The organism is Variovorax sp. 01N429, from assembly GCF_056399425.1.
The window spans coordinates 140,932-161,437 of the sequence record NZ_JBFTRG010000005.1; the positions used below are offsets into that span (position 1 = coordinate 140,932).

General features: G+C 63.5%; 24 protein-coding genes. 14 read left to right on the forward strand and 10 right to left on the reverse strand.

Annotated elements, in window-relative coordinates; translation table 11 throughout:
* Positions 1–2: 2 nt before the first annotated feature.
* Complete coding sequence (gene sucC / locus AC1DSF_RS11140; RefSeq protein WP_478127498.1) at positions 3–1,169, reverse strand: ADP-forming succinate--CoA ligase subunit beta; 1,167 nt, start codon at positions 1,167–1,169, stop codon at positions 3–5.
* A 193-nt stretch (positions 1,170–1,362) separates the two neighbouring features.
* On the opposite strand from sucC, the gene argC reads away from it, so the two are divergent.
* Complete coding sequence (argC, locus tag AC1DSF_RS11145) at positions 1,363–2,286, forward strand: N-acetyl-gamma-glutamyl-phosphate reductase (RefSeq protein ID WP_478182845.1); 924 nt, start codon at positions 1,363–1,365, stop codon at positions 2,284–2,286.
* Positions 2,287–2,322: 36 nt separating this feature from the next.
* Here the strand turns inward: argC and recX are convergent, their stop codons facing one another.
* Positions 2,323–2,772, reverse strand: coding sequence for a recombination regulator RecX (gene recX, locus AC1DSF_RS11150; protein WP_478182846.1), 450 nt, complete (start codon positions 2,770–2,772; stop codon positions 2,323–2,325).
* A gap of 71 nt (positions 2,773–2,843) precedes the next feature.
* Positions 2,844–3,965, reverse strand: a complete 1,122-nt coding sequence (gene recA / locus AC1DSF_RS11155) for a recombinase RecA (RefSeq protein WP_478144737.1) — start codon at positions 3,963–3,965, stop codon at positions 2,844–2,846.
* Positions 3,966–4,110: 145 nt separating this feature from the next.
* Between recA and AC1DSF_RS11160 the strand changes: the two genes are divergently transcribed.
* The 3 genes from AC1DSF_RS11160 to AC1DSF_RS11170 all read left to right on the forward strand — a co-directional run bounded on the left by AC1DSF_RS11160 (position 4,111) and on the right by AC1DSF_RS11170 (position 6,931).
* Entirely contained in the window at positions 4,111–4,596 is a 486-nt protein-coding gene (locus tag AC1DSF_RS11160; RefSeq protein WP_478182847.1) for a MarR family winged helix-turn-helix transcriptional regulator, read from the forward strand.
* A gap of 51 nt (positions 4,597–4,647) precedes the next feature.
* Positions 4,648–5,322, forward strand: coding sequence for a response regulator (locus AC1DSF_RS11165; RefSeq protein ID WP_093165483.1), 675 nt, complete (start codon positions 4,648–4,650; stop codon positions 5,320–5,322).
* A gap of 142 nt (positions 5,323–5,464) precedes the next feature.
* Positions 5,465–6,931: a sensor histidine kinase N-terminal domain-containing protein gene (locus AC1DSF_RS11170; protein WP_478182848.1), complete on the forward strand. Its 1,467-nt coding sequence runs from the start codon at positions 5,465–5,467 to the stop codon at positions 6,929–6,931.
* On the opposite strand, the gene AC1DSF_RS11175 is transcribed toward AC1DSF_RS11170, so the two are convergent.
* Genes AC1DSF_RS11175 through AC1DSF_RS11185 form a run of 3 tightly spaced genes read right to left on the reverse strand, consistent with a single transcriptional unit; the run spans position 6,928 to position 8,569 of the window.
* Entirely contained in the window at positions 6,928–7,119 is a 192-nt protein-coding gene (locus AC1DSF_RS11175; RefSeq protein ID WP_478182849.1) for a sporulation protein, read from the reverse strand. The genes AC1DSF_RS11170 and AC1DSF_RS11175 overlap by 4 nt on opposite strands.
* Positions 7,116–7,913: a biotin--[acetyl-CoA-carboxylase] ligase gene (locus tag AC1DSF_RS11180; RefSeq protein ID WP_478127505.1), complete on the reverse strand. Its 798-nt coding sequence runs from the start codon at positions 7,911–7,913 to the stop codon at positions 7,116–7,118. The genes AC1DSF_RS11175 and AC1DSF_RS11180 overlap by 4 nt, the downstream gene beginning before the upstream one ends.
* Before the next feature lie 2 nt (positions 7,914–7,915).
* Positions 7,916–8,569: an SET domain-containing protein gene (locus AC1DSF_RS11185; protein WP_478127506.1), complete on the reverse strand. Its 654-nt coding sequence runs from the start codon at positions 8,567–8,569 to the stop codon at positions 7,916–7,918.
* 85 nt (positions 8,570–8,654) lie between these two features.
* Here AC1DSF_RS11185 and AC1DSF_RS11190 point away from each other — a divergent pair, with 85 nt between their 5' ends.
* Both AC1DSF_RS11190 and AC1DSF_RS11195 read left to right on the forward strand, forming a co-directional pair.
* Positions 8,655–11,582 (forward strand): DNA topoisomerase III, encoded by a 2,928-nt coding sequence (locus AC1DSF_RS11190; protein ID WP_478127507.1) that lies wholly within the window; start codon positions 8,655–8,657, stop codon positions 11,580–11,582.
* Between the two features lie 14 nt (positions 11,583–11,596).
* Positions 11,597–11,761, forward strand: a complete 165-nt coding sequence (locus AC1DSF_RS11195; protein ID WP_478127508.1) for a hypothetical protein — start codon at positions 11,597–11,599, stop codon at positions 11,759–11,761.
* On the opposite strand, the gene AC1DSF_RS11200 is transcribed toward AC1DSF_RS11195, so the two are convergent.
* On the reverse strand, positions 11,758–12,639 hold the full coding sequence (locus tag AC1DSF_RS11200) for a gamma-glutamyl-gamma-aminobutyrate hydrolase family protein (protein ID WP_478127509.1): 882 nt from the start codon (positions 12,637–12,639) through the stop codon (positions 11,758–11,760). The two genes, AC1DSF_RS11195 and AC1DSF_RS11200, sit on opposite strands and share 4 nt — an antisense overlap.
* 179 nt (positions 12,640–12,818) lie before the next feature.
* On the opposite strand from AC1DSF_RS11200, the gene AC1DSF_RS11205 reads away from it, so the two are divergent.
* Positions 12,819–13,874: a sugar phosphate isomerase/epimerase family protein gene (locus AC1DSF_RS11205; RefSeq protein ID WP_478127510.1), complete on the forward strand. Its 1,056-nt coding sequence runs from the start codon at positions 12,819–12,821 to the stop codon at positions 13,872–13,874.
* A gap of 17 nt (positions 13,875–13,891) precedes the next feature.
* On the opposite strand, the gene AC1DSF_RS11210 is transcribed toward AC1DSF_RS11205, so the two are convergent.
* Positions 13,892–14,899, reverse strand: coding sequence for a S1C family serine protease (locus AC1DSF_RS11210; RefSeq protein ID WP_478127511.1), 1,008 nt, complete (start codon positions 14,897–14,899; stop codon positions 13,892–13,894).
* A gap of 425 nt (positions 14,900–15,324) precedes the next feature.
* Between AC1DSF_RS11210 and AC1DSF_RS11215 the strand changes: the two genes are divergently transcribed.
* The 5 genes from AC1DSF_RS11215 (at position 15,325) to AC1DSF_RS11235 (ending at position 17,953) form a co-directional block, all read left to right on the forward strand.
* Positions 15,325–15,573 carry a hypothetical protein gene (locus AC1DSF_RS11215; RefSeq protein ID WP_478127512.1) on the forward strand — a complete coding sequence of 83 codons (249 nt, stop codon included), beginning with the start codon at positions 15,325–15,327 and terminating at the stop codon, positions 15,571–15,573.
* 57 nt (positions 15,574–15,630) lie between these two features.
* A complete protein-coding gene (gene infA, locus AC1DSF_RS11220) occupies positions 15,631–15,900 on the forward strand; it encodes a translation initiation factor IF-1 (protein ID WP_028249914.1) in 270 nt (89 codons plus the stop codon).
* Positions 15,901–15,908: 8 nt separating this feature from the next.
* Entirely contained in the window at positions 15,909–17,315 is a 1,407-nt protein-coding gene (dbpA, locus tag AC1DSF_RS11225; protein ID WP_478144744.1) for an ATP-dependent RNA helicase DbpA, read from the forward strand.
* A 34-nt stretch (positions 17,316–17,349) separates the two neighbouring features.
* Complete coding sequence (locus AC1DSF_RS11230; protein ID WP_478127514.1) at positions 17,350–17,520, forward strand: hypothetical protein; 171 nt, start codon at positions 17,350–17,352, stop codon at positions 17,518–17,520.
* A 103-nt stretch (positions 17,521–17,623) separates the two neighbouring features.
* Positions 17,624–17,953, forward strand: coding sequence for a hypothetical protein (locus AC1DSF_RS11235; protein ID WP_478127515.1), 330 nt, complete (start codon positions 17,624–17,626; stop codon positions 17,951–17,953).
* A gap of 11 nt (positions 17,954–17,964) precedes the next feature.
* Here the strand turns inward: AC1DSF_RS11235 and AC1DSF_RS11240 are convergent, their stop codons facing one another.
* On the reverse strand, positions 17,965–18,645 hold the full coding sequence (locus AC1DSF_RS11240; RefSeq protein ID WP_478127516.1) for a TetR/AcrR family transcriptional regulator: 681 nt from the start codon (positions 18,643–18,645) through the stop codon (positions 17,965–17,967).
* Positions 18,646–18,841: 196 nt separating this feature from the next.
* Between AC1DSF_RS11240 and AC1DSF_RS11245 the strand changes: the two genes are divergently transcribed.
* Positions 18,842–19,762, forward strand: a complete 921-nt coding sequence (locus tag AC1DSF_RS11245; RefSeq protein WP_478127517.1) for a c-type cytochrome — start codon at positions 18,842–18,844, stop codon at positions 19,760–19,762.
* A gap of 55 nt (positions 19,763–19,817) precedes the next feature.
* The gene (locus AC1DSF_RS11250) at positions 19,818–19,997 is read left to right on the forward strand and encodes a hypothetical protein (protein WP_478127518.1); all 180 of its coding nucleotides are present in this window, start codon (positions 19,818–19,820) and stop codon (positions 19,995–19,997) included.
* A 30-nt stretch (positions 19,998–20,027) separates the two neighbouring features.
* On the opposite strand, the gene AC1DSF_RS11255 is transcribed toward AC1DSF_RS11250, so the two are convergent.
* Positions 20,028–20,339: a plasmid stabilization protein gene (locus AC1DSF_RS11255; RefSeq protein ID WP_478127519.1), complete on the reverse strand. Its 312-nt coding sequence runs from the start codon at positions 20,337–20,339 to the stop codon at positions 20,028–20,030.
* Between the last annotated feature and the right edge of the window lie 167 nt (positions 20,340–20,506).

The following is a 20,506-nucleotide window of genomic DNA, read 5'->3' on the forward strand; positions in this document are numbered from 1 at the left end:
CCTTAGGCTTTCTTGACTGCTGCCACGACCTTCTGGGCCGCTTCCGCCATGGTGTCGGCGCTGATGATCGGCAGGCCGGAATCGGTCAGCAGCTTCTTGCCTTCGACTTCGTTGGTGCCCTTCATGCGCACCACCAGCGGCACCTGCAGGTTCACGGCCTTGCAGGCTGCGATGACGCCGGTTGCGATGGTGTCGCACTTCATGATGCCGCCGAAGATGTTGACGAGGATGGCCTCGACGTTCTTGTTCTTCAGCATGATCTTGAAGGCTTCGGTCACCTTCTCGGGTGTGGCGCCGCCGCCGACGTCCAGGAAGTTGGCCGGTTCGCCACCGAAGAGCTTGATGGTGTCCATGGTTGCCATGGCAAGGCCGGCGCCGTTCACGAGGCAGCCGATGTTGCCGTCGAGGCTGATGTAGGCGAGATCGAACTTGCTGGCTTCGACTTCGGCTGCGTCTTCCTCGTCGAGGTCGCGCAGCGCCACGATTTCGGGATGGCGGAACAGCGCGTTGCTGTCGAAGTTGAACTTGGCGTCGAGCGCGACGACGTTGCCCTTGCTGTCACGGTTGAGCGGGTTGATCTCGACCAGCGAGGCGTCCGTTTCCATGTAGCAGGTGTAGAGCTTCTTGAGGACGTCCACGGCTTGGGCCGTAGAGTCTGCCGGCATGCCGATGGCATCGGATATCTTCTTGGCTTGCGCGTCGCCGAGGCCGGTGAGCGGGTCGACGAATTCGGTGACGATCTTCTCGGGCGTGGAGTGGGCCACTTCCTCGATGTCCATGCCGCCCTCGCTGGAAGCGATGATCGCGACCTTTTGCGTCGCGCGATCGGTCACGACCGAGACGTAGTATTCCTTCTGGATGTCCGCGCCGTCTTCGATGTAGAGGCGGCGCACCTTCTGGCCTTCAGGACCGGTCTGGTGTGTCTTGAGCTGCATGCCGAGGATGTCGCCGGCCAGCTTCTTGACGTCTTCGATCGATTTGGCGACCTTGACGCCGCCGCCCTTGCCGCGGCCGCCCGCGTGGATTTGGGCTTTGACGACCCAGACGGGGCCGCCGAGCTTCTGAGCGGCTTCGACCGCCTCCTGCACTGTGTACGCCGGAATGCCACGGGGCACAGGCACGCCGAACTTGGCAAGAATTTCCTTGCCTTGGTACTCGTGAATCTTCATGAGGGTGTCTCTCGGAACGGGGTTTGGAGATCGGGAGAAATTGTGGCTGTTGTCCGCGGGCCACGGCGCCTGGCGGCGGGGGCGGCGAACAGCAGAGGACTGTATCATGGTGCGCCGCACCAAGGGCCGCCCCTTGCGCTGTGGTCAATACGTAGTTACTCCAGAGACGTCAGAGCTTTTTCGAGGCCCTCCCATGCCCAAGGTCTTCATTGATGGCGAAGCCGGCACGACCGGCCTGCAGATCCGCGAGCGGCTCCAGTCGATGCCGCACATCGAACTCGTGAGCATCGCCCCTGAGCTCCGAAAAGACGTCGCCGCAAAGCGTGAGCTGATGGCAGGCGTCGATCTCGTGGTGCTCTGCCTGCACGACGACGCCGCACGTGAATCAGTGGCCTTGATCGATCAACTCGCAGGCCGCCGTCCCAAGATCATCGACGCCTCTACCGCGCACCGTACGGCGGAAGGCTGGGTGTTCGGATTTCCAGAGCTGGTGGCCGGCCAGAAGGACGCCGTCGCCAAGGCCGAGCGCGTCGCCAATCCGGGCTGCTACGCGACGGGCGCCATCGCAATCGTTCGCCCGCTGGTCGATGCCGGACTGCTTCCACCCGGGTTCCCGATCGCCCTGCCCTCGGTCAGCGGCTATTCCGGCGGCGGTCGGACCATGATCGAAGCGTATGAAGCAGGCGCCGCGCCGGCTTTCGAAACCTATGCGCTCGGACTCAAGCACAAGCACATCCCCGAGATCATGAAATACACCGGCCTGACCCGCCGACCCGTGTTCATTCCCGCAGTGGGCAACTTCAAGCAAGGCATGCTGGTCCAGTTGCCGCTGCACCTCGATGACCTGCCCGGCCGCCCGAAGGCGAGCGACCTGCACGACGCTCTCGCCTCGCACTACGCCAAGAGCAACACGCCGGAGCAGTTCGTGAAGGTGTTGCCGCCGAGCTCGGATGGCAAGCTCGATCCGCTGGCCCTCAATGACACCAATCAGCTCGAGATCCGCGTGTTCCCGAATGAAGACCATCGGCACGCCGTCGTCATCGCCCGGCTCGACAACCTGGGCAAGGGCGCTAGCGGTGCGGCGGTCCAGAATCTGAAGCTGATGCTGGGGATCTGAGCCGATCCTGGCTTTGCAGCCCCCCGGCGCGGCGGCTCACTCGTCCGGGTCGTAGCGCAACACCCTGGAGACCACGGCGCCGGAGAATCCGCGCGCCAGCAAGAATCGCGTCTGCTTCGCGCGTTGCGTTGCGTCCTGCGGGAGCGCATCGAAGCGGCGTCGCCAGACTTCGCGGGCGCGGTCCAGTTCGCTGCCCTGCAGGCTCGCGACAGCCTCCGCGATGGCTTCGGGTGCGATGCCCTTGTGAAGCAATTCCTGGCGCACTCGGGCAGCGCCATGCCTTGCGGCACGCTGATGCAGAACCGACTGCACCACCCTCGCCTCGCTGATGAAATCCTTGGCGGTCAGCTCGTCGAGCGCGCGTGACAGCTCGCCCGGCTGCTCTTCGTACTTGGCGAGCTTGCGTTCGAGCTCCGCGCGTGAATGCTCACGTTGGCTCAACAGGCGAAGCGCGCGGCCCTTGAGGGATGGTGCGGCAAAGGCCATGGCATGAATGATCGCTGCGGTTCATAACCGCGCCCGCCGCGTCGGGCGAGCGCTGCTGCGGAGGAGCCGCCCTACTTCCCTGCCTTCTCGGCTTTCTCGGCCTTCTCTGCTTTTTCGGGCTTCTCAGCCTTTTCCGCCGACGCGTCGGGTGTCTCGGCCAGAAGCAGCGGAATGCCGAGCGATTCGCGCACCTTGTTCTCGATCTCGCGCGACAGCTCGCGGTTTTCGCGCAGGAACTCACGCGCGTTGTCGCGGCCTTGCCCGATCTTTTCGCCGTTGTAGGCGTACCAGGCGCCTGACTTGTCGACGATCTTGGCGGTCACGCCCATGTCGATGATCTCGCCTTCGCGGCTGATGCCTTCGCCGAACAGGATGTCGAACTCCGCGGTCTTGAAGGGCGGCGAGACCTTGTTCTTGACCACCTTGACCTTGGTTTCGTTGCCGATCGCCTCGTCGCCCTTCTTGATGGTGCCGATGCGGCGGATATCGAGGCGCACGGAGGCGTAGAACTTCAGGGCGTTGCCGCCGGTGGTGGTTTCGGGCGATCCGAACATCACGCCGATCTTCATGCGGATCTGGTTGATGAAGATGACCATGCAGTTGGTCTTCTTGATGGTGGCCGTGAGCTTGCGCAGCGCCTGGCTCATGAGGCGAGCCTGCAGGCCAGGCAGGGAGTCGCCCATTTCACCTTCGATTTCGGCCTTTGGCGTGAGCGCGGCGACCGAGTCGACCACGATCAGGTCGACCGCGCCGGAGCGCACCAGTGAATCGACGATTTCGAGAGCTTGCTCGCCGGTGTCGGGCTGGCTGATGAGCAGGTCGGACAGGTTCACGCCGAGCTTCTGGGCGTATTGCACGTCAAGTGCGTGCTCGGCATCGACAAAGGCGCAGGTGCCGGCCTGGCGCTGCATTTCGGCGATTACCTGGAGCGTGAGCGTGGTCTTGCCCGAGGATTCCGGACCGTAGATCTCGATCACCCGGCCGCGCGGCAGGCCGCCGACGCCAAGCGCGATGTCCAGACCCAGCGAGCCGGTGGAGACCACCTGGATGTCTTCGAGCGCTTCGCCCTCGCCCAGACGCATGATCGTGCCCTTGCCGAACTGCTTTTCGATTTGGGCCAGCGCGGCCTGCAGAGCCTTGGCTTTTTCGCTGTTGGGGGCCGAAATACTTGTGCCCTTGACGATTGCGTCCATGTAAAAACTCCTTGAATATCAACGGGTTGTGTTGGATTCATCCACTCTGCTTTTAATCACAGGCTGGATGCTTGAACAGTAGTGTAGAGGTTGATTCGCGGTCGATCTCGTGTTTTTTGGTCAGTTTGGTTTACTATCGTCCGGCATGAATGACATGGTTTTTCCCATCGACCACGATGCCTGGCGGCAAACCCACCTGGGCCGGCTTCTGGGCCATGCCATGCGCCGCTTCGATGAACGCGTTCTCGCATTGATGGCCCACGACGCGGACGTGCCGCTGGCGCTTTCCAATCTCGCGGCACGGGCGCAGGTGAGCGCGGCCCATATCCACATCACGCGGCATCTGGCGCGCGAAGGCTCGCGCCTCACGGAGCTCGCCGAGCGAGCAGGAATGACCAAGCAGGCCATGGGCACGCTGGTCGACCAATGCGAGGCGTGGGGCCTCGTGACCCGCAGCGCGGATCCACTCGACGCACGCGCGCGCCGCGTGATGTTCACCTCGGATGGGCTGGCATGGCTCCAGGCATTTCGAAACGCGGTCGCACAGGCCGAAGCAGAGTTCCGGGCGAGCGTCGGCGATGACGTCGCCACCGTGGTAACCATCGGACTCGAAGCCTATGCCGCGTCCTAGAATTCCCGATAGGGCGGCGGCCGGTGCAAGCTGCGATGTCTGGAGGCTGGGATGCGAATACTGATTGCGGAAGATGACCAGGTGCTGGCCGATGCGCTGCTGCGAAGCCTGCGAACTTCCGGCTCGGCGGTCGATCATGTGGCGACCGGCTCGCAGGCCGACGCCGCATTGATGACGAACAGCGAGTTCGATCTACTCATTCTCGATCTCGGCCTGCCCAATATGCATGGCCTGGAGATTCTCAAGCGACTTCGCGCACGCGGCTCGCAACTGCCGGTACTGGTGCTGACCGCAGCCGACAGCGTCGAGGAAAGAGTCAAGGGCCTCGACTACGGCGCGGACGACTACATGGCCAAGCCCTTTTCGCTGCAGGAACTGGAAGCACGCGTGCGTGCGCTCACGCGCCGCGGCATGGGCGGCACGAGCAACGCCATCAAGCACGGTCCGCTGGTCTACGACCAGGCCGGCCGCGTTGCGACCATCGACGGCAAGATGATCGAACTGTCGGCGCGCGAACTGGGCCTTCTCGAAGTGCTGCTCCAGCGCGCCGGGCGGCTGGTGAGCAAGGATCAACTGGTCGAACGCCTGTGCGAATGGGGCGAGGAAGTCAGCCTCAACGCGATCGAGGTCTATATCCACCGCTTGCGCAAGAAGATCGAGAAGGGCCCGGTGCGTATCGCCACCGTCCGCGGCCTCGGCTACTGCCTCGAAAAAATCCCCTCCTGATGCCCCATGGCGCCCTGACGTCAATGGCCTGCGCAGCCAGGCCCATTGGTGAAACACCGCGGAACCGGCTCCGCCGGGCCGCTGGTGTTGCCCCCGGTAGGGGGTGGGCGGCCACACGAAGTGGGCAAGCCTGGGGGCGAGCGTGAAGCTCTTCCAGCGCGCGCAGCGCTCTCTCTTCGGCGAGATCCTCGACTGGATGCTCACGCCGCTCCTGCTGCTGGTGCCGGTCAGCATCGGGGTCACCTGGCTGGTTGCGCAGGGCATTGCCAACGCGCCCTTCGACCGCGCACTCGAATCCAATATCCAGACGCTGGCGCGCATGGTCGAGGTCGATCAAGGGCGCGTCAAGTTCGTGCTGCCGCAGCCGGCACGCGAGATCCTGGGTGGTGATGACGTCGACCGCGTCTATTACCAGTTGCTCGATGCGCACGGCACGCTGCTGAGCGGCGATCCGGACGTGCCCTTTCCGTCCAGCGACGATCCGCCAACACCCGGCGCGGTGTACCTGAGCAGCAGCGACATCCATGGGCGACAGGTTCGGGTGGCCTCGCTCTGGATAGCCGGCAGCCGCCCCGACACACCGGTGGCGTTGCTTCAGATGGCCGAGACGCGCGAGAAGCAGTCGGTGCTCGCCACAGAAATCATCAAGGGCGTACTGTTGCCGCAGTTCGCGATCCTTCCGCTGGCGGTGCTTCTGATCTGGTTGGCGCTCGTGCGCGGCATCAAACCGCTGTCGGTGGTCGAGGCGCGCATTCGCGAGCGCCGGCCTGGAGACCTGAGTCCGTTGGACGAATCCTCGGTGCCGCTCGAAGTCGTGCCGTTGGTCCTGTCGGTGAACGATCTCCTGAGCAAGCTCAACGATTCGATCGGCACGCAAAAGCGCTTTCTTGCCGATGCAGCTCACCAGCTGAAGACCCCCCTCGCAGGACTTCGCATGCAGGCCGATCTTGCACAGCGCGAAGGCGCCAATGCGGACGAACTGAAGCAGTCGCTCAAGCAAATCGGCCGTGCCAGCGTGCGTGCGACGCACACGGTCAATCAGCTCCTGTCGCTCGCGCGCGCGGAAAGCAGCGGCGCCAACATCGGCCGCCAGCCCTGCGACCTCGCACGGCTCACCATCGAGGTCGTGCGCGAGGCCGTACCCCGGGCGATCGACAAGCGCATCGACCTCGGCTATGAGGGCGCCGAGCCGGGCGCACCGGGGGTGGGGATCGACGGCAATCCGACCCTGCTCAAGGAACTGATCCGAAACCTGCTCGACAACGCCATCAACTACACGCCCTCGGCGCCCGAGCGCCCAGGGGTGATCACTGCGCGAGTGCTGGCGGATCCTTTCGGCCGGATCGTCGTCGTGCAAGTCGAGGACAACGGCCCGGGCATCGCGGAGAGCGAGCGCGAGCTGGTGTTCGAGCCCTTCTACCGTGTGCTCGGCAACGAGGCGGACGGCTCAGGACTTGGTCTGCCCATCGTGCGGGAGATTGCACGCCAGCACTTTGCGACGGTGCGACTGGAAGACGCGCATCCGGGACAGCATCCACCAGGCACGCTCGTCAGCCTGCGTTTCGACGGAAACGAAAGCGAACGACACGCCGTTCGCGTCAGCAGCTAAAGGGCGGCGCTGGCTTCGTTCCTGCGAATTTCGAGCAACTGCGGTCGCACTTGTTGCTGCAGACGCTGAGGTTCGCGCTCATCGAAGCGCGCCGGCTTGGCACCAAACGCGGCAAACCCGCCGTGCGACCACGCGTAGTAGCCCAGGTTGGCCAACAGCAACACCACCGCCAAGAGACGCACTTTCATCGGGACGGACGAGCAGGCCGCACGCTGACTTCAGCGCTGGTGATGGTCTTCATGCCGTCGGCAGTCCGCACCAACAGCTCACCACCCCAGCCGACGCCTTCGCACTGGCCCTCGGTGCCGTCGCTCAGGCACACATCGCGGCCACGAAGAATGTCGCGCGCTGCGAACCGCGACGCAAAAGGCACGAAGCCTCGTTCGTCGAATTCACGGACGCTGTGCACCAGCGGCACCACGATCTCGCGAAGCACCTCTCCGGCCTTGGCAAGCGGCTGCCACTCCTGGAGCCAGGCTGGTGCGGTGCTGAATCCGGCCGCCTCGCGCGGACCGATGTTGATCCCGATGCCGATCACCAGATAGCGCTCGGCCGCGTCGGGAGTGAGCAACGCGGTTTCGATGAGGATGCCGCCGAGCTTGCGGTCGCCGACCCATAGGTCGTTGGGCCATTTCAGCGCGAGCCCCGCCGCATTTGAAGGGTCCAGGCTTTCGGCAACGCTCACGCCAACGGCAAGCGACAGGCCCGACCAGTCTCGCGGTGCCAAGGGCAGCCCGAGCGAGAAGGTCAGTGATGCAGGCTCGCCCGTGCTTTGCGCGCTTTGCCAGTTGCGGCCCAAACGCCCCCGGCCGGCAGTCTGCCGTTCGGCCACCAGAAGCATGGGAGACCGGCGTCCATCGCGCGCTCGGCGCATCAATTCGCTGCTGGTGGAGTCGATCTCGGCAACGACTTCCACCTTCAGGCCCGGCAGCGACTCTGCCAGTGCGTGCGCGATCTCGTCTTCGAACCAGCGTGCAGCCATGTTCAGCCCTTGTTGGACTTGGCCTTTTGCTTCTTCGGATCCTTGCGCGCCTTGCCCTTCCCTGGCTTCTCGGGTTTGTCCTTCTTCTTCGCGGCGCTTTTTGTCTTGGCGTCCTTGACGTTCTTCGCGTTCTTGGCGTTCTTCGCGTTCTTCTTGGCGCCCTTGTCCTTCTTCTTGCCCTTGCCACCGCCTTTCGGCGCCAGCAGAGTGCCTCGGCAATTCTCCGAGCCGCACCAGCACGGGAAGTCCGCCTTCAGCTTTTCTGTATAGGGTTCGTCGATGACAAGGCCGTAGTCGTAGCTCAGTTCTTCGCCGGCGGCGATATTGCGCAGCGCCTTGATGAAGACACGGCCGTCCTGTTCGTCGGCCTCGCAGCTTGGGTCGCAGGAGTGATTGATCCAGCGCGCCGCATTGCCCTTGACGCCGCCATCTATCACATGGCCGTCATCGATATGAAAGTAGAACGTGTGATGGGGCTGGGCCGGGTCATGCGGATGGCGGCGCAGCGCTTCCTTCCACGTGATGACTTCGCCCTTGTATTCGATGAGCGTCTCGCCCTCCGCGATATCCTGCACGGCGAAGACGCCGTTGCCATGGACGGCCGAGCGCCGAGTCTGAATGCGACGGCCGCTGGAAACAGGGGACTTGGAAGGCATCGGCGAAGTCTGATAGTTTGAATATGTACGCATGCGCGTGCGCGTGCGCACGCGAGAAGCGCCAGATTGTAAGGATGACTTGTCAATGAAGACTTTGGTGATTGCAGAGAAGCCGTCGGTGGCCCAGGACATCGTGCGCGCGCTCACGCCCGTGGCCGGCAAATTCGACAAGCACGAGGAGCACTTCGAAAACGAAAAGTATGTCGTGACGAGTGCGGTGGGCCACCTGGTCGAAATCCAGGCGCCCGAGGAGTTCGACGTCAAGCGCGGCAAATGGAGCTTCGCGAACCTGCCGGTGATTCCGCCACGGTTCGACCTGAAGCCGGTCGACAAGACCAAGACCCGCCTCAATGCGGTGGTCAAGCAGGCCAAGCGCAAGGACGTGACCCAGCTTGTGAACGCTTGCGACGCGGGCCGCGAGGGTGAGTTGATCTTCCGGCTGATCGAACAATATGCCGGCGGCAAAGCAACGCTCGGCAAACCCGTGAAGCGGCTCTGGCTGCAGTCGATGACGCCGCAAGCCATTCGGGAGGGCTTCGACCAGCTGCGCACCGAGCAGCAGATGCGGGGCCTGGCCGACGCCGCGCGTTCACGGTCCGAGGCTGATTGGCTGGTCGGCATCAACGGCACCCGTGCCATGACGGCGTTCAATTCGCGCGATGGTGGTTTCTTTCTCACCACCGTGGGCCGCGTGCAGACCCCAACGCTTTCGGTGGTGGTCGAGCGCGAAGAAAAGATCCGCAAGTTCGTCAGCCGCGACTATTGGGAAGTGCATGGCAGCTTCCTGGCCGAAGCCGGCGAATACCCCGGCAAGTGGTTCGATCCTGCCTGGAGGAAACCGCCGCCCGGCCCTGATGGCGTGGCCGACCCTGAACAACGTGCCGACCGTGTGTGGAACGAGCGCGATGCCCGTGAAATTGCCGAAGCCGCACGCGGCAAGGTCGCGAGCGTCACCGAGGAAAGCAAGCCGACCACCCAGGCGTCGCCGCTGCTGTTCGACCTGACATCGCTGCAGCGCGAGGCCAACGGCCGCTTCGGCTTCAGCGCCAAGACGACGCTGGCGCTGGCGCAAAGCCTCTACGAGCGTCACAAGGCGCTGACCTATCCGCGTACCGATTCGCGCGCGCTGCCCGAGGACTACCTGCCTGTCGTGAAGCAAACCATGGGCATGCTCGCCAACAGCGGCATTCGGCACTTGGCGCCCTTTGCACAGCAGGCGATCGACGGCAGCTACGTCAAGCCTTCCAAGCGCATCTTCGACAACGCCAAGGTCAGCGATCACTTCGCGATCATCCCGACCTTGCAAGCGCCTAGCGGCCTCTCGGATGCCGAGCAGAAGCTCTATGACTTCGTCGTTCGACGGTTTCTTTCGGTCTTCTTCCCGAGTGCCGAATACCAGGTGACGACACGCATCAGCACTGTCGAGCATGCGGGCAAGAAGTATCCGTTTCGCACGGACGGCAAGGTGCTCGTCAAGCCGGGTTGGCTCGCGATCTATGGCAAGGAAGCCCAGGACGACGAGAAGGAAGACGACAAGGACGGCAAGCGCCTGGTGCCGGTCAAGCCTGGCGAAATGGTCAAGGTCCAATCCGCTGAACCCAAAGGCCTGAAGACGCGGCCGCCCGCGCGCTATTCGGAAGCCACGCTGCTCGGCGCCATGGAAGGCGCAGGCAAGACCATCGACGACGACGAACTGCGCGAGGCGATGCAGGAAAAAGGCCTTGGCACGCCAGCGACTCGCGCGGCCATCATCGAAGGCTTGCTGGCCGAAAAGTACATGTACCGCGAAGGCCGCGAGCTGATTCCGACCGCCAAGGCGTTCCAGCTCATGACGCTGCTGCGCGGCCTCGGCGTCGAGGAACTCTCCAAGGCAGAGCTCACCGGCGAGTGGGAATACAAGCTTGCGCAGATGGAGCACGGCAAGCTCAGCCGGGAAGCCTTCATGCGCGAAATCGCCGAGATGACGGAGCACATCGTCAAGAAGGCCAAGGAATACGACCGGGACACCGTGCCGGGGGACTACGCCACGCTTTCGACACCCTGCCCCAACTGCGGCGGCGTGGTGAAAGAAAACTACCGCCGCTACACATGCACCGGCAAGCCTGGCCAGGAACCTTGCGGCTTCTCGTTCGGCAAGTCGCCTGCCGGACGAACCTTCGAGGTCCAGGAAGCCGAGCAGTTGCTGCGCGAAAAGCACATCGGCCCGCTGGAAGGCTTCCGCTCGAAGGCGGGTTGGCCTTTCACGTCGGAGATCATCCTCAAGTTCGACGAGGAAGCGAAGAACTGGAAGCTCGAGTTCGATTTCGGTGACGACAAGAACGCCGAGACGGGCGAGATCGTCGATTTCAGCGGCCAGGAGTCACTGGGCGCCTGCCCGAAATGCGGCGCACGCGTGTTTGAACACGGCAGCAACTACGTTTGCGAAAAGTCGGTGCCGACCAACGAACAACCCACGCCGACGTGCGATTTCAAGACCGGCAAGATCATTCTTCAGCAGCCCGTGGAACGAGCGCAGGTTGAGAAGCTGCTCGCCACCGGCAAGACCGACCTGCTCGACAAGTTCGTGTCGATGCGCACGCGCCGCGCGTTCAAGGCTTTCCTGGCCTGGAACAAGGAAGAGGGCAAGGTGACTTTCGAGTTCGAGCCGCGCACCAGCAAGTTCCCGCCGCGCAAGACTTTCACCAAGGCAGCGCCCGCCGCCAAGAAGACTGCCGCGCCTGCGAAGGCCGCGGCAAAGAAGGTTGCAGCCAAGAAAGCCGCCGCCCCCAAGGCGCCGCGCAAGCCCGGCGCGGGACTCAAGCCGAGCGACGCTTTGGCCGCGGTGATCGGTGGGGAACCCGTGGCCCGGACCGAAGTCATCAAGAAGCTATGGGACTACATCAAGGCCAACGGCCTGCAGGATTCGACGAACAAGCGCGCGATCAACGCCGACGCAAAGCTCAAGCCCGTGTTCGGCAAGGATCAGGTCACGATGTTCGAACTGGCCGGCATCGTCGGCAAGCATCTGAGTTGAAAACGGAGATCCGCATGAAGCGAATTTTTGCCGCGCTGCTTGCAACCAGCGTCGTATGCCTGCTCACTGCCTGCGCAGGGACGGGCGGCGGCACCAGTGCCGGCAGTTCCAGCAGCGGCGTGACGGTATTCGGTACCGTCGACGCGGGCGTCAGCAGCTACAAGAACCAAAGCCGCTAGCGCATCAGCAGTGCCTGGCGCAGCAGGCGCGCCGCGCGGTTGCGGATGCGGCCGGGGGCAGTGCGCAGCGGCCCCTTGGGGCTGACCTTGGCCGTGGCGCAAGCCCACAGGAAATCCTCCAGGATGGCGGTGTCGTTGAGCGTGTCGGTCGCGCCGTACTTGTGGAACTCGGGATGCCATTGCGTGGCCGCAATGTAGCTGCGTCCGCGGTCCGGTCGGCGCCGGATCGCTTCGGCCACGTGGTCCGGAATGCTCCATGCATCGACTTCGAATCCAGGGGCGAGGTCCTTCACGCCCTGGTGATGGATGCTGTTGACGCGCGTGGTTTCCATTCCCGGATAAAGCATCGACAGGCGTGATCCGGGCGTGAGGCGGATTTCGTGAAAATTCTGGTCGTAGGCCACCGGATCACGATGCCGCTGCGCGTTGGGGTGCTGCGCCTCGATGTCCTGGTAGAGCGTGCCTCCGAAGGCCACATTGATCAGTTGCAGCCCCCGGCAGACGCCGAAGATCGGCTTGCCAGCTTGCTCGAAAGCCTCCACCAGCGCCAGATCGTAGAGGTCCCGGATACGGTCACCGTTCCATGCGTCCTTGAGCGGCACTTCACCGTAGCTTCCGGGCCAGACGTCGGAGCCGCCATGCATGACGACGCCATCGAGCCATTCGGCGTAGTGCGAGAGCTTGGTGTCACCCCGCGCCGTTTCGCCGGTCGGGCATGGAACCATCACCACCATCGCGCCGGCGGACATCAGCCAGTGCGCAATCGACTGCTCCACATATTGCAGCGTCTTGTTCGTGAACAAGGAGCGCTCGGGGTCGGCGTGGGAGAAGCAGGCGGACAGGCCGATCTTGAGGCGCCCGGAAACCGTTTGTGACATCGCTCTTTCGGGCCGCCGCGTATGCCGCGTCGCCCCCAGGTGGACAGAGAAACCATTGTGAAACCTTCCACCGCCAAGCGCACACGCCAAGCCCTATCGCGCGTGTCGGACGGTGCCTTGCGTTGCGTGGACGCAAAACGAGTGCATCATTTACACCGATCGAACCTAGGAGACCACCGATGAAGACCATCAAGGGGCCGGCGATTTTTCTGGCTCAGTTCGCCGGGGACACTGCGCCTTTCAATTCGCTCGAAGCTATTGCAGGCTGGGCCGCGAATCTTGGCTACAAGGGCGTCCAGATCCCCAGTTGGGACGCCCGCATCTTCGATCTCAAGAAAGCGGCGGAAAGCAAGACTTACTGCGATGAGGTGAAGGGCACGCTGGCAAGCCACGGGCTCGAGGTCACGGAGCTTTCAACCCATCTTCAGGGACAGTTGATCGCGGTGCATCCGGCCTACGACGCCGGGTTCGATGGTTTCGCCGCGCCGGAGGTCCGCAACGATCCGGTCAAGCGCCAGAAATGGGCGGTCGAGCAACTCCACTATGCCGCCCAGGCATCGGCCAACCTAGGCTTGACGGCTCACGCGAGCTTCTCGGGGGCACTCGCATGGCCTTATCTTTATTCATGGCCGCCTCGCCCGGCCGGCCTGATCGAGGAAGCCTTCGACGAACTCGCCCGGCGCTGGAAACCGATCCTCGACCGCTTCGACGATGTGGGGGTCGACGTCTGCTACGAGATCCATCCCGGCGAAGACCTGCACGACGGCGTGACCTACGAGATGTTCCTCGAGCGCGTGAACAACCATCCCCGCGCCTGCCTGCTCTATGACCCGAGCCATTTCGTCCTCCAACAACTGGACTACCTCGCGTACATTGACCACTACCACGACCGGATCAAGATCTTTCACGTGAAGGATGCGGAGTTCAATCCGACGGGCAAGCAGGGTGTCTACGGCGGCTTCCAGTCGTGGATCAACAGGGCCGGGCGCTTTCGCTCACTGGGTGACGGGCAGGTGGATTTCGGCTCGATCTTCTCCAAGATGGCTGCCTACGACTTTCCGGGATGGGCGGTGCTGGAATGGGAATGCTGTCTGAAGCATCCCGAAGACGGTGCCCGGGAAGGCGCGGAATTCATCGCTCAGCACATCATCCGGGTGGCCGATCGTGCGTTCGATGACTTCGCAGCAGGCGGTATCGACAAGGCCGCCAACAAGAAAATCCTGGGAATCAACTGAGCCGACGAAAGCGCCGGCTATATGCCTTGAGGTTTGCGGAGGGTCCGCATGCGATCCACCGCATGCACCGTGATCTTCCGTACTTCCGATCCTTGTTGCACGGTGAGCTCGACATCGCCTTCGGCGCCCGGCCGCTTCCAGAGCTGCTTGTAGAAGGCTTCCAGCGTACTGACCTGAACGCCGTCGATTTCCAGCACCACGTCGCCGGGCTGCACGCCTGCCTCGAGCGCGGGGCCGGAGCGATCCACACGCACGATTTGCACATGCCCCCCGCGCTCCGACGAGGACACGCCCAACCATGGCCTGGTGCTCGCGCGCGTGGTGCCGGTCGCTTTCATCTCCGACAACACAGGCCGCAGCAGCTCCACCGGGACGAACATATTTCCCGGCAAGGCCTCGTCCGGCCCGCCGGCTTCCAGGACGAACAGACTTCCGATACCGAGCAGCTCTCCGTTGCTGTTGAAGAGCGACGCTCCGCTGTGGTTTGGCACCGGTGGACTGGTGAATATCGCGGCGTCGATGTAGTACTCCCAGTAGCCCGAGAACGGACGTGTACCGGTCAGACGCGTGAATCCCACCTCTGTGCCGCTGCTGCCCCCGGTGGCGACCAGGAGCGGCTGCCCCAGCTTGAGCGCTCCGATGCCGGCAAGCGGCACAGGCTCGATGCCGCGCAGTGGCACCAGCGGCCGGATCAGGCCGAATCCGGTCGCGAGGTCATACGCCACTTGTCGCGCCGGCAGGACGTGATCGTCCTGCGTGACGACTTCGATCGTTTCAGCTTCGAGCAACAAATAGCCGATCGTGAGGATCAGTCCGTCGGATCCGATGACGACGCCGGACCCCGAGCGCCGCTGGCCAAGGCTGTCGGCCGAAGTGGCACCTTCCGTTGCGGTGACGTTGACCAGGACAACCGCGTCGCCAGCGCGCTTGAGCGCACGAATCTGCGCGTTCGTCGCGGCCTTGTCGGGGACTGATGTTGCCGCGATCGCTGCCGGGCAGAAGAAGATCAAACTGACCGCGAGCATGCAGCCATACCATCGAACGAGCGAAGATCGAGTGCCTGATCGCTGAACTTGCATGGCCGCGCTCCTCGGACGTTGTACTTGCCATCGTGCGTCGCAAGCGCGTCACACGCAAGTCGTGTCACAAGATTGAAATAGCAACTGTTGTGCCAGTCGGATAGAATGCCGGGTTCGTTTCGATACCACGACGAAGCATTTCGTCAAACTCGCCGGCTGGCCTGGAATCCCCAGGCCCTTTTAAAAGCAAGCCGGCTCTTACAGTGTGTTGGTGCGCCAGACCGGGCGCCCATGATTGCCACCACTGCCTTCGTACTTGTTGAAGCGAATAGCGCGCTGTCCGCCCCGGTGGGCGCCATCCGGCCCGGCCTGCGCTCGTTTTTTCAAATATTTTTCAGCGTAGCGCGAAGTCGTGTTGCGCAAGGCTTTCGATGGACATCATTCAACACAGCATCGCGGTGGGCAAGTACCTAGTCTCGCCGCTCATCAAGGATCTGGACGACGGCCGCTTTGCGGCGTCTGTATCGATCCGCTCAGGCCGCGGCAGCGGCATGCATGACCGGGTCATGCGCTTCACCCCACGTTTTGCCAGCCGCGCCGCAGCGGTGCGCTACGCCGTCGACGAAGGCTTGGGCTGGGTGCGCGAACGCAGCGCCCCACCTGTGCATTGCGCCGCTTGAACCGGCCGACCATTTTCCTGTCCAATTACGACAAACATATTCAATCAAAGGTAATTCATGCCCAAGGAAGAACTGATCGAAATGAACGGCGCAGTCACGGAAGTGCTGCCTGACTCGCGCTACCGCGTGACCCTCGACAACGGCCACCAGCTGATCGCTTACAGCGGCGGCAAGATGCGCAAGCATCACATCCGCATCCTGGCCGGCGACAAGGTGTCGCTGGAGCTGTCGCCCTATGACCTGACCAAGGGCCGCATCACGTTCCGCCATCTCGAGCGCCGTGGTCCGCCGCCGGTCAATTCCGGCAACAACTCGCAGCGTCGCTGATCCTCTCCGTGACCGGTCCGGCCACCGATTTCGCCACGCTGCCGCTTTCGCCAGAAACGCTGGCGAACCTGACGCAGCTCGGGTACTTGCAGATGACGCCGATCCAGGCGGCAAGCCTGCCAGTGGCCCTCCTGGGCAAGGACCTGATCGCGCAAGCCAAGACCGGTAGCGGTAAAACGGCTGCCTTTGCACTGGCGCTGTTGGCCAATCTCAATCCGAGGCGCTTCGCGGTCCAGGCGATGGTTCTGTGCCCGACACGCGAATTGGCAGACCAGGTGACGACGGAAGTACGCCGCCTCGCCAGGGCCGCCGAAAACATCAAGGTGATCACCCTGTGCGGCGGCGTCGCACTGCGCGGCCAACTCGCCAGCCTCGAACACGGTGCACACATCGTGGTCGGCACCCCCGGCCGCATCATGGACCACCTCGATCGCGGCAGCCTGAACCTCGAAGCGCTCAACACGCTGGTGCTCGATGAAGCGGACCGCATGCTCGACATGGGCTTCTTCGACGACATCGCCAAGGTCGCACGGCTCTGCCCGAAGGAACGACAAACCCTGCTGTTCTCGGCGACCTACCCCGAAGGTATCGCCAAGCTCAGCGCGCAGTTCATGAAGACGCCGCAGCAGATCACGGTCGAGGCCCAGCACGACGGCGCCAAGATCCGCCAGCGCTGGTACCAGGTCAAGGATAGCGAGCGGCTGCATGCCGTGAGCTTGTTGCTCAACCACTTTCGTCCTTCCAGCACGCTCGCCTTCTGCAACACCAAGCAGCAGTGCCGCGATCTGGTTCAGGTGCTGCAAAGCCAGGGCTTCAGCGCCTTGGCATTGTTCGGCGAGCTGGAGCAGCGCGAGCGAGACCAGGTGCTGGTGCAGTTTGCCAACCGCAGCTGTTCCGTTCTGGTCGCCACCGACGTCGCGGCGCGCGGTCTCGACATTGCACAACTCGAAGCAGTGATCAATGTCGACGTGACCCCCGATCCCGAGATCCACATTCACCGCATCGGCCGCACGGGCCGCGGCGACGCGGAAGGTCTGGCGCTCAGCCTTGCCAGCATGGACGAGATGGGCAGCGTCGGAAAGATCGAGCAGTTGCAAGGCCGCGAATCCGAATGGCATCCCCTTTCCGAGCTCACTGCCGGCCCGTCCGGCGACGCTGATCCCCTGCGGGCCCCGATGGCCACGCTGCAGATCATCGGTGGGCGCAAGGAAAAAATACGCGCCGGCGACGTCCTGGGCGCCCTGACCGGCGAAGCCGGCTTCACGCGCGAACAGGTCGGCAAGATCAACGTCAACGAGTTCTCCACTTACGTGGCGGTCGACCGGCGCATTGCCCGCGAAGCCGTGCACAAGCTTTCCACTGGCCGCGTCAAGGGCAAGACCGTCAAAGTGCGGCTGCTCGACGATGTGGCTTAATTACGTCCTTCGATTTTTTTCACCAGAGCTTTCCATGCCCAACAAAATCCGCACCGAGGCAGACCGCATTGCCACCCCCAAGCCCGTTCCGATGCCCGGCTACAGCCTTCCCAAGATGGGTGGCGGCCAGAAGGTAAGCCTGGAGCGCGGCACCGCCACTCGCAGCAAGAAGAACCCCGGCAAGCGCGCCAAGAAGGGCGGCTGATCGGTCGGGGGCCCGTTGCGCCAGTCGCACCGTCTGGCGCAGCAATCTCCTGAAACGCGCCTACGGGCGCGTTTTTCATTGGATTTCCCGCACCCCTTCCGACATGTCTGACGACTACCAGATCGACATCCCGCCTTCGTTCTTCGCCGTCTACACCGATCATCGGCAGCGGCTCAGCGAACCGATTGCCATCGTTCGTTCGCGCTATGAGGTGTGCGAGGACCTTGCCAATCATCTGGTGCAGCACGCGCAAATCTTGCACCACGTCGAAGTGCCGTCCGAAGAAGAGATCCTGCTGCGGATTCATGCGGGCCTGAGTTCGCCCGACGCGGGTGTGTCACCGGCCGAAGCTCTTTGGATCGTGCGGCGCTTGGCCGAATTGCTTGGGTGGCACTCCCCGCACTCTCCGGCATGGGACGCGTCCGAGCCCTGAGCTGAGCGCCGTCAGGCGGCCCGGCGCTTCGACCCGGCCGCGCTCTTTGCCTTCACCGAGGGTTTGTCGGCCATTGGCGGGAAGGGCGGCAAGGGCCGGCTCGCGACCTCCTTTGCTTCGGCCAGCTCCATGCCCAATCCCCGCAACACACAGTTCGCCACATCACGTCCGTGATTCGCGGGCGCGGCGCCATAGATGACCGTGCGCATCGCCTGCTGGACGCTGCCGTTGATCATGTCCATCGCGGCTGTCTCGCTGGGCACGCGGAAAGCCTTCTGCCTGACGCCGAGGCGCAGGTCGGCCAGCGCGTAGTCACGCACCTCGGCGAGAAGCTGCGGCGCCGCGGCCGCGATCTCCAGCATCATCAGTGCCCATTGCGGGCTCTCTTCCGCCAGCCAGATGTAGCGCCGAACGCCAATGGCCATGCGCTGGGCGCCTTCCTGAATGCTTTGCTGACTGTCCGTGATCCGGCGGCAAAGCGTGTCCGCGAGAAGCAGCGCCACTGCGCTGGCCACCTCATCCTTGGTCTTGAAGTGGTTGTAGACGGTGCCGGTCGCCATACCGGCGACCGCCGCGATCTCCTGAATGGTGGCCTCGACATAGCCGCGCGCGCCGAAAACCTTGATTGCAGCCTGCACGAGCTGCACGCGGGTGCGCTCGCGCTTGAGCAGCCCGGGCTGCGCGCGCCACACACTTTCGGCCAGTGCATCTGGCAAAAGCGATATTGACGCTCCGCCGAAATTTACGCGATCATCCATTTTTGAACACGCAATCCAAATTTAAACCATACATCAACGAACGGGAGTTTGCCATGTCTCACAAAAAGTTGGGCGCCGGAGCGGGCGCCCGCAAGGTCGCGAATCCGCCACGGCTGCCGAAGGACCTGGCATGACGGCCCCGACGGGCCGGACCGGCAAACGGTGGCTGAAGCGGATCGCTCTGGCACTGGCGATCATGGTCGCGCTCATTGCAGCGGCGCTCTTCGCCGGCGATCAGCTGGCGCGCTACAAGATGCAGCGCAAGGTCGACGTCGTCGTGCAGGGCGTCGCGTTCCGCGACGATGCAGCCGCTATCGAACGGGGGCGCTATCTATTCGCATCCCGAGGATGCGTCGACTGCCACGGTGCCAAGGCAAATGGCGCTGTGTTCCTCGACGATGGCAAAGGCATGCGAATCGCCGGCCCGAACATCAGCCCCGGCCCCGGGAGCGTCGTGGCAGGCTACAAGCCGGAAGATTGGGAGCGCTCCATCCGGCATGGCGTCAATCCGGTGGGGAGGGCGCTGATGGTGATGCCGAGCGAAGACTACAACCGGCTGACCGACGACGATCTCGCCTCACTCGTCGCCTACCTCCGGCACACCGAGCCCGCCACGGGCAGTGGTGCGGTGGTCGAACTGCCTTTGCCGGTTCGTGCCTTCTACGGCTTCGGCGTGGTCAAGGACGCAGCGGCGAAGATCGATCATTCACGGCCGTCCGAGCAGCCGGTGCCTGACGGGGTGACAGTCGTCCACGGCGCCTACGTGGCGAACATGTGCCTCGGCTGCCATGGCGCCAAGCTCAACGGCGGCAAGATCCCGGGCGGCCCGCCCGACTGGCCCGCAGCAGCCAACCTGACGCCCGGCGAAGGTTCGGCCATGGCCCGCTACGCTGACGTAGAGACTTTTGCGCGTCTCTTCAAGACGGGCAATCGCCCCGATGGCACGGCGGTCAAGGTGATGCCCTTCGGCTCACTGCGCGAGATGAGCGAGATGGACGTGCAAGCGTTGCATCTGTACCTCAAGACTTTGCCGCCGACGCCGCACGGCTGATGACGCGAAGCGCGGCTTTGCCTACGATGGAGCCAACGCCCCACGGAGTCCCGACATGAGCAACGAGCTGCGCAACAAACTGCACGAGCTGCAAGAGCTTTCGAACAACGCTGCCGACCCGCAGACGCGGGCAATCATCGAGGCGATACGGCTGCAGACCGCGATCCTCAACGAGCGCCTCTTCAGAATCGAGCTTCAACTGACGGAAATGTCGAAGCGGTCAGATCCCGCCTGAGCGGGCGCCCGTCGAAGGCGGGCAGCACAATCAGCCGCGATGCTCGGCGTTGCGCTTGCGGGTCGCAGCTGCCTTCTTGGCTGACGCCGAGCGTTCAGCAGCCGAGCGCGAGGCCGACGCCGCTCCACCTTTGTGGCCGCCCTTGTGCGCAGGCGCGTGGTTCTCCGCCTTGCCGCGGCCCGAGCCGCTCTTCTTGCCGCCGCCGGTTTCGGCATTGACTGTCGCCCAGGCGCGGCGCTCCGCTTCCTGCTTGGCCACGCCGCGATGCTCGTAGCCGCTTTCAATGTGCTCGGCCTGGCGTTTCTGCTTGCCGGTGTAGGACGATTTATCACCCCTTGGCATGCTGTGCTCCTAGTGCGTTGGGACGTCACATATCTCCCGCGACGCATGCGGCACGCGGGTAGGAATTCGCGGGCGATGTGCGTCAGCCGTCACTTTCATTGATGATCGCTGCGCCATTGGAAGTCTTCAGCATGGCCGTTGGGACGCTTCCTACATTTCGCGGATCA

Coding starts and splice junctions, on each gene's coding strand:
- AC1DSF_RS11200 (WP_478127509.1), bottom strand. CDS start 12,639: ATGTCACAAACGGTTTCCGGGCGCCTCAAGATCGGCCTGTCCGCCTGC.
- AC1DSF_RS11250 (WP_478127518.1), top strand. CDS start 19,818: ATGAGCAACGAGCTGCGCAACAAACTGCACGAGCTGCAAGAGCTTTCG.
- AC1DSF_RS11210 (WP_478127511.1), bottom strand. CDS start 14,899: ATGCTCGCGGTCAGTTTGATCTTCTTCTGCCCGGCAGCGATCGCGGCA.
- AC1DSF_RS11195 (WP_478127508.1), top strand. CDS start 11,597: ATGAAGCGAATTTTTGCCGCGCTGCTTGCAACCAGCGTCGTATGCCTG.
- AC1DSF_RS11245 (WP_478127517.1), top strand. CDS start 18,842: ATGACGGCCCCGACGGGCCGGACCGGCAAACGGTGGCTGAAGCGGATC.
- recA (WP_478144737.1), bottom strand. CDS start 3,965: ATGGACGCAATCGTCAAGGGCACAAGTATTTCGGCCCCCAACAGCGAA.
- argC (WP_478182845.1), top strand. CDS start 1,363: ATGCCCAAGGTCTTCATTGATGGCGAAGCCGGCACGACCGGCCTGCAG.
- AC1DSF_RS11230 (WP_478127514.1), top strand. CDS start 17,350: ATGCCCAACAAAATCCGCACCGAGGCAGACCGCATTGCCACCCCCAAG.
- AC1DSF_RS11215 (WP_478127512.1), top strand. CDS start 15,325: ATGGACATCATTCAACACAGCATCGCGGTGGGCAAGTACCTAGTCTCG.
- AC1DSF_RS11255 (WP_478127519.1), bottom strand. CDS start 20,339: ATGCCAAGGGGTGATAAATCGTCCTACACCGGCAAGCAGAAACGCCAG.
- AC1DSF_RS11235 (WP_478127515.1), top strand. CDS start 17,624: ATGTCTGACGACTACCAGATCGACATCCCGCCTTCGTTCTTCGCCGTC.
- AC1DSF_RS11175 (WP_478182849.1), bottom strand. CDS start 7,119: ATGAAAGTGCGTCTCTTGGCGGTGGTGTTGCTGTTGGCCAACCTGGGC.
- sucC (WP_478127498.1), bottom strand. CDS start 1,169: ATGAAGATTCACGAGTACCAAGGCAAGGAAATTCTTGCCAAGTTCGGC.
- AC1DSF_RS11165 (WP_093165483.1), top strand. CDS start 4,648: ATGCGAATACTGATTGCGGAAGATGACCAGGTGCTGGCCGATGCGCTG.
- AC1DSF_RS11160 (WP_478182847.1), top strand. CDS start 4,111: ATGAATGACATGGTTTTTCCCATCGACCACGATGCCTGGCGGCAAACC.
- recX (WP_478182846.1), bottom strand. CDS start 2,772: ATGGCCTTTGCCGCACCATCCCTCAAGGGCCGCGCGCTTCGCCTGTTG.
- infA (WP_028249914.1), top strand. CDS start 15,631: ATGCCCAAGGAAGAACTGATCGAAATGAACGGCGCAGTCACGGAAGTG.
- AC1DSF_RS11185 (WP_478127506.1), bottom strand. CDS start 8,569: ATGCCTTCCAAGTCCCCTGTTTCCAGCGGCCGTCGCATTCAGACTCGG.
- AC1DSF_RS11180 (WP_478127505.1), bottom strand. CDS start 7,913: ATGGCTGCACGCTGGTTCGAAGACGAGATCGCGCACGCACTGGCAGAG.
- AC1DSF_RS11205 (WP_478127510.1), top strand. CDS start 12,819: ATGAAGACCATCAAGGGGCCGGCGATTTTTCTGGCTCAGTTCGCCGGG.
- AC1DSF_RS11190 (WP_478127507.1), top strand. CDS start 8,655: ATGAAGACTTTGGTGATTGCAGAGAAGCCGTCGGTGGCCCAGGACATC.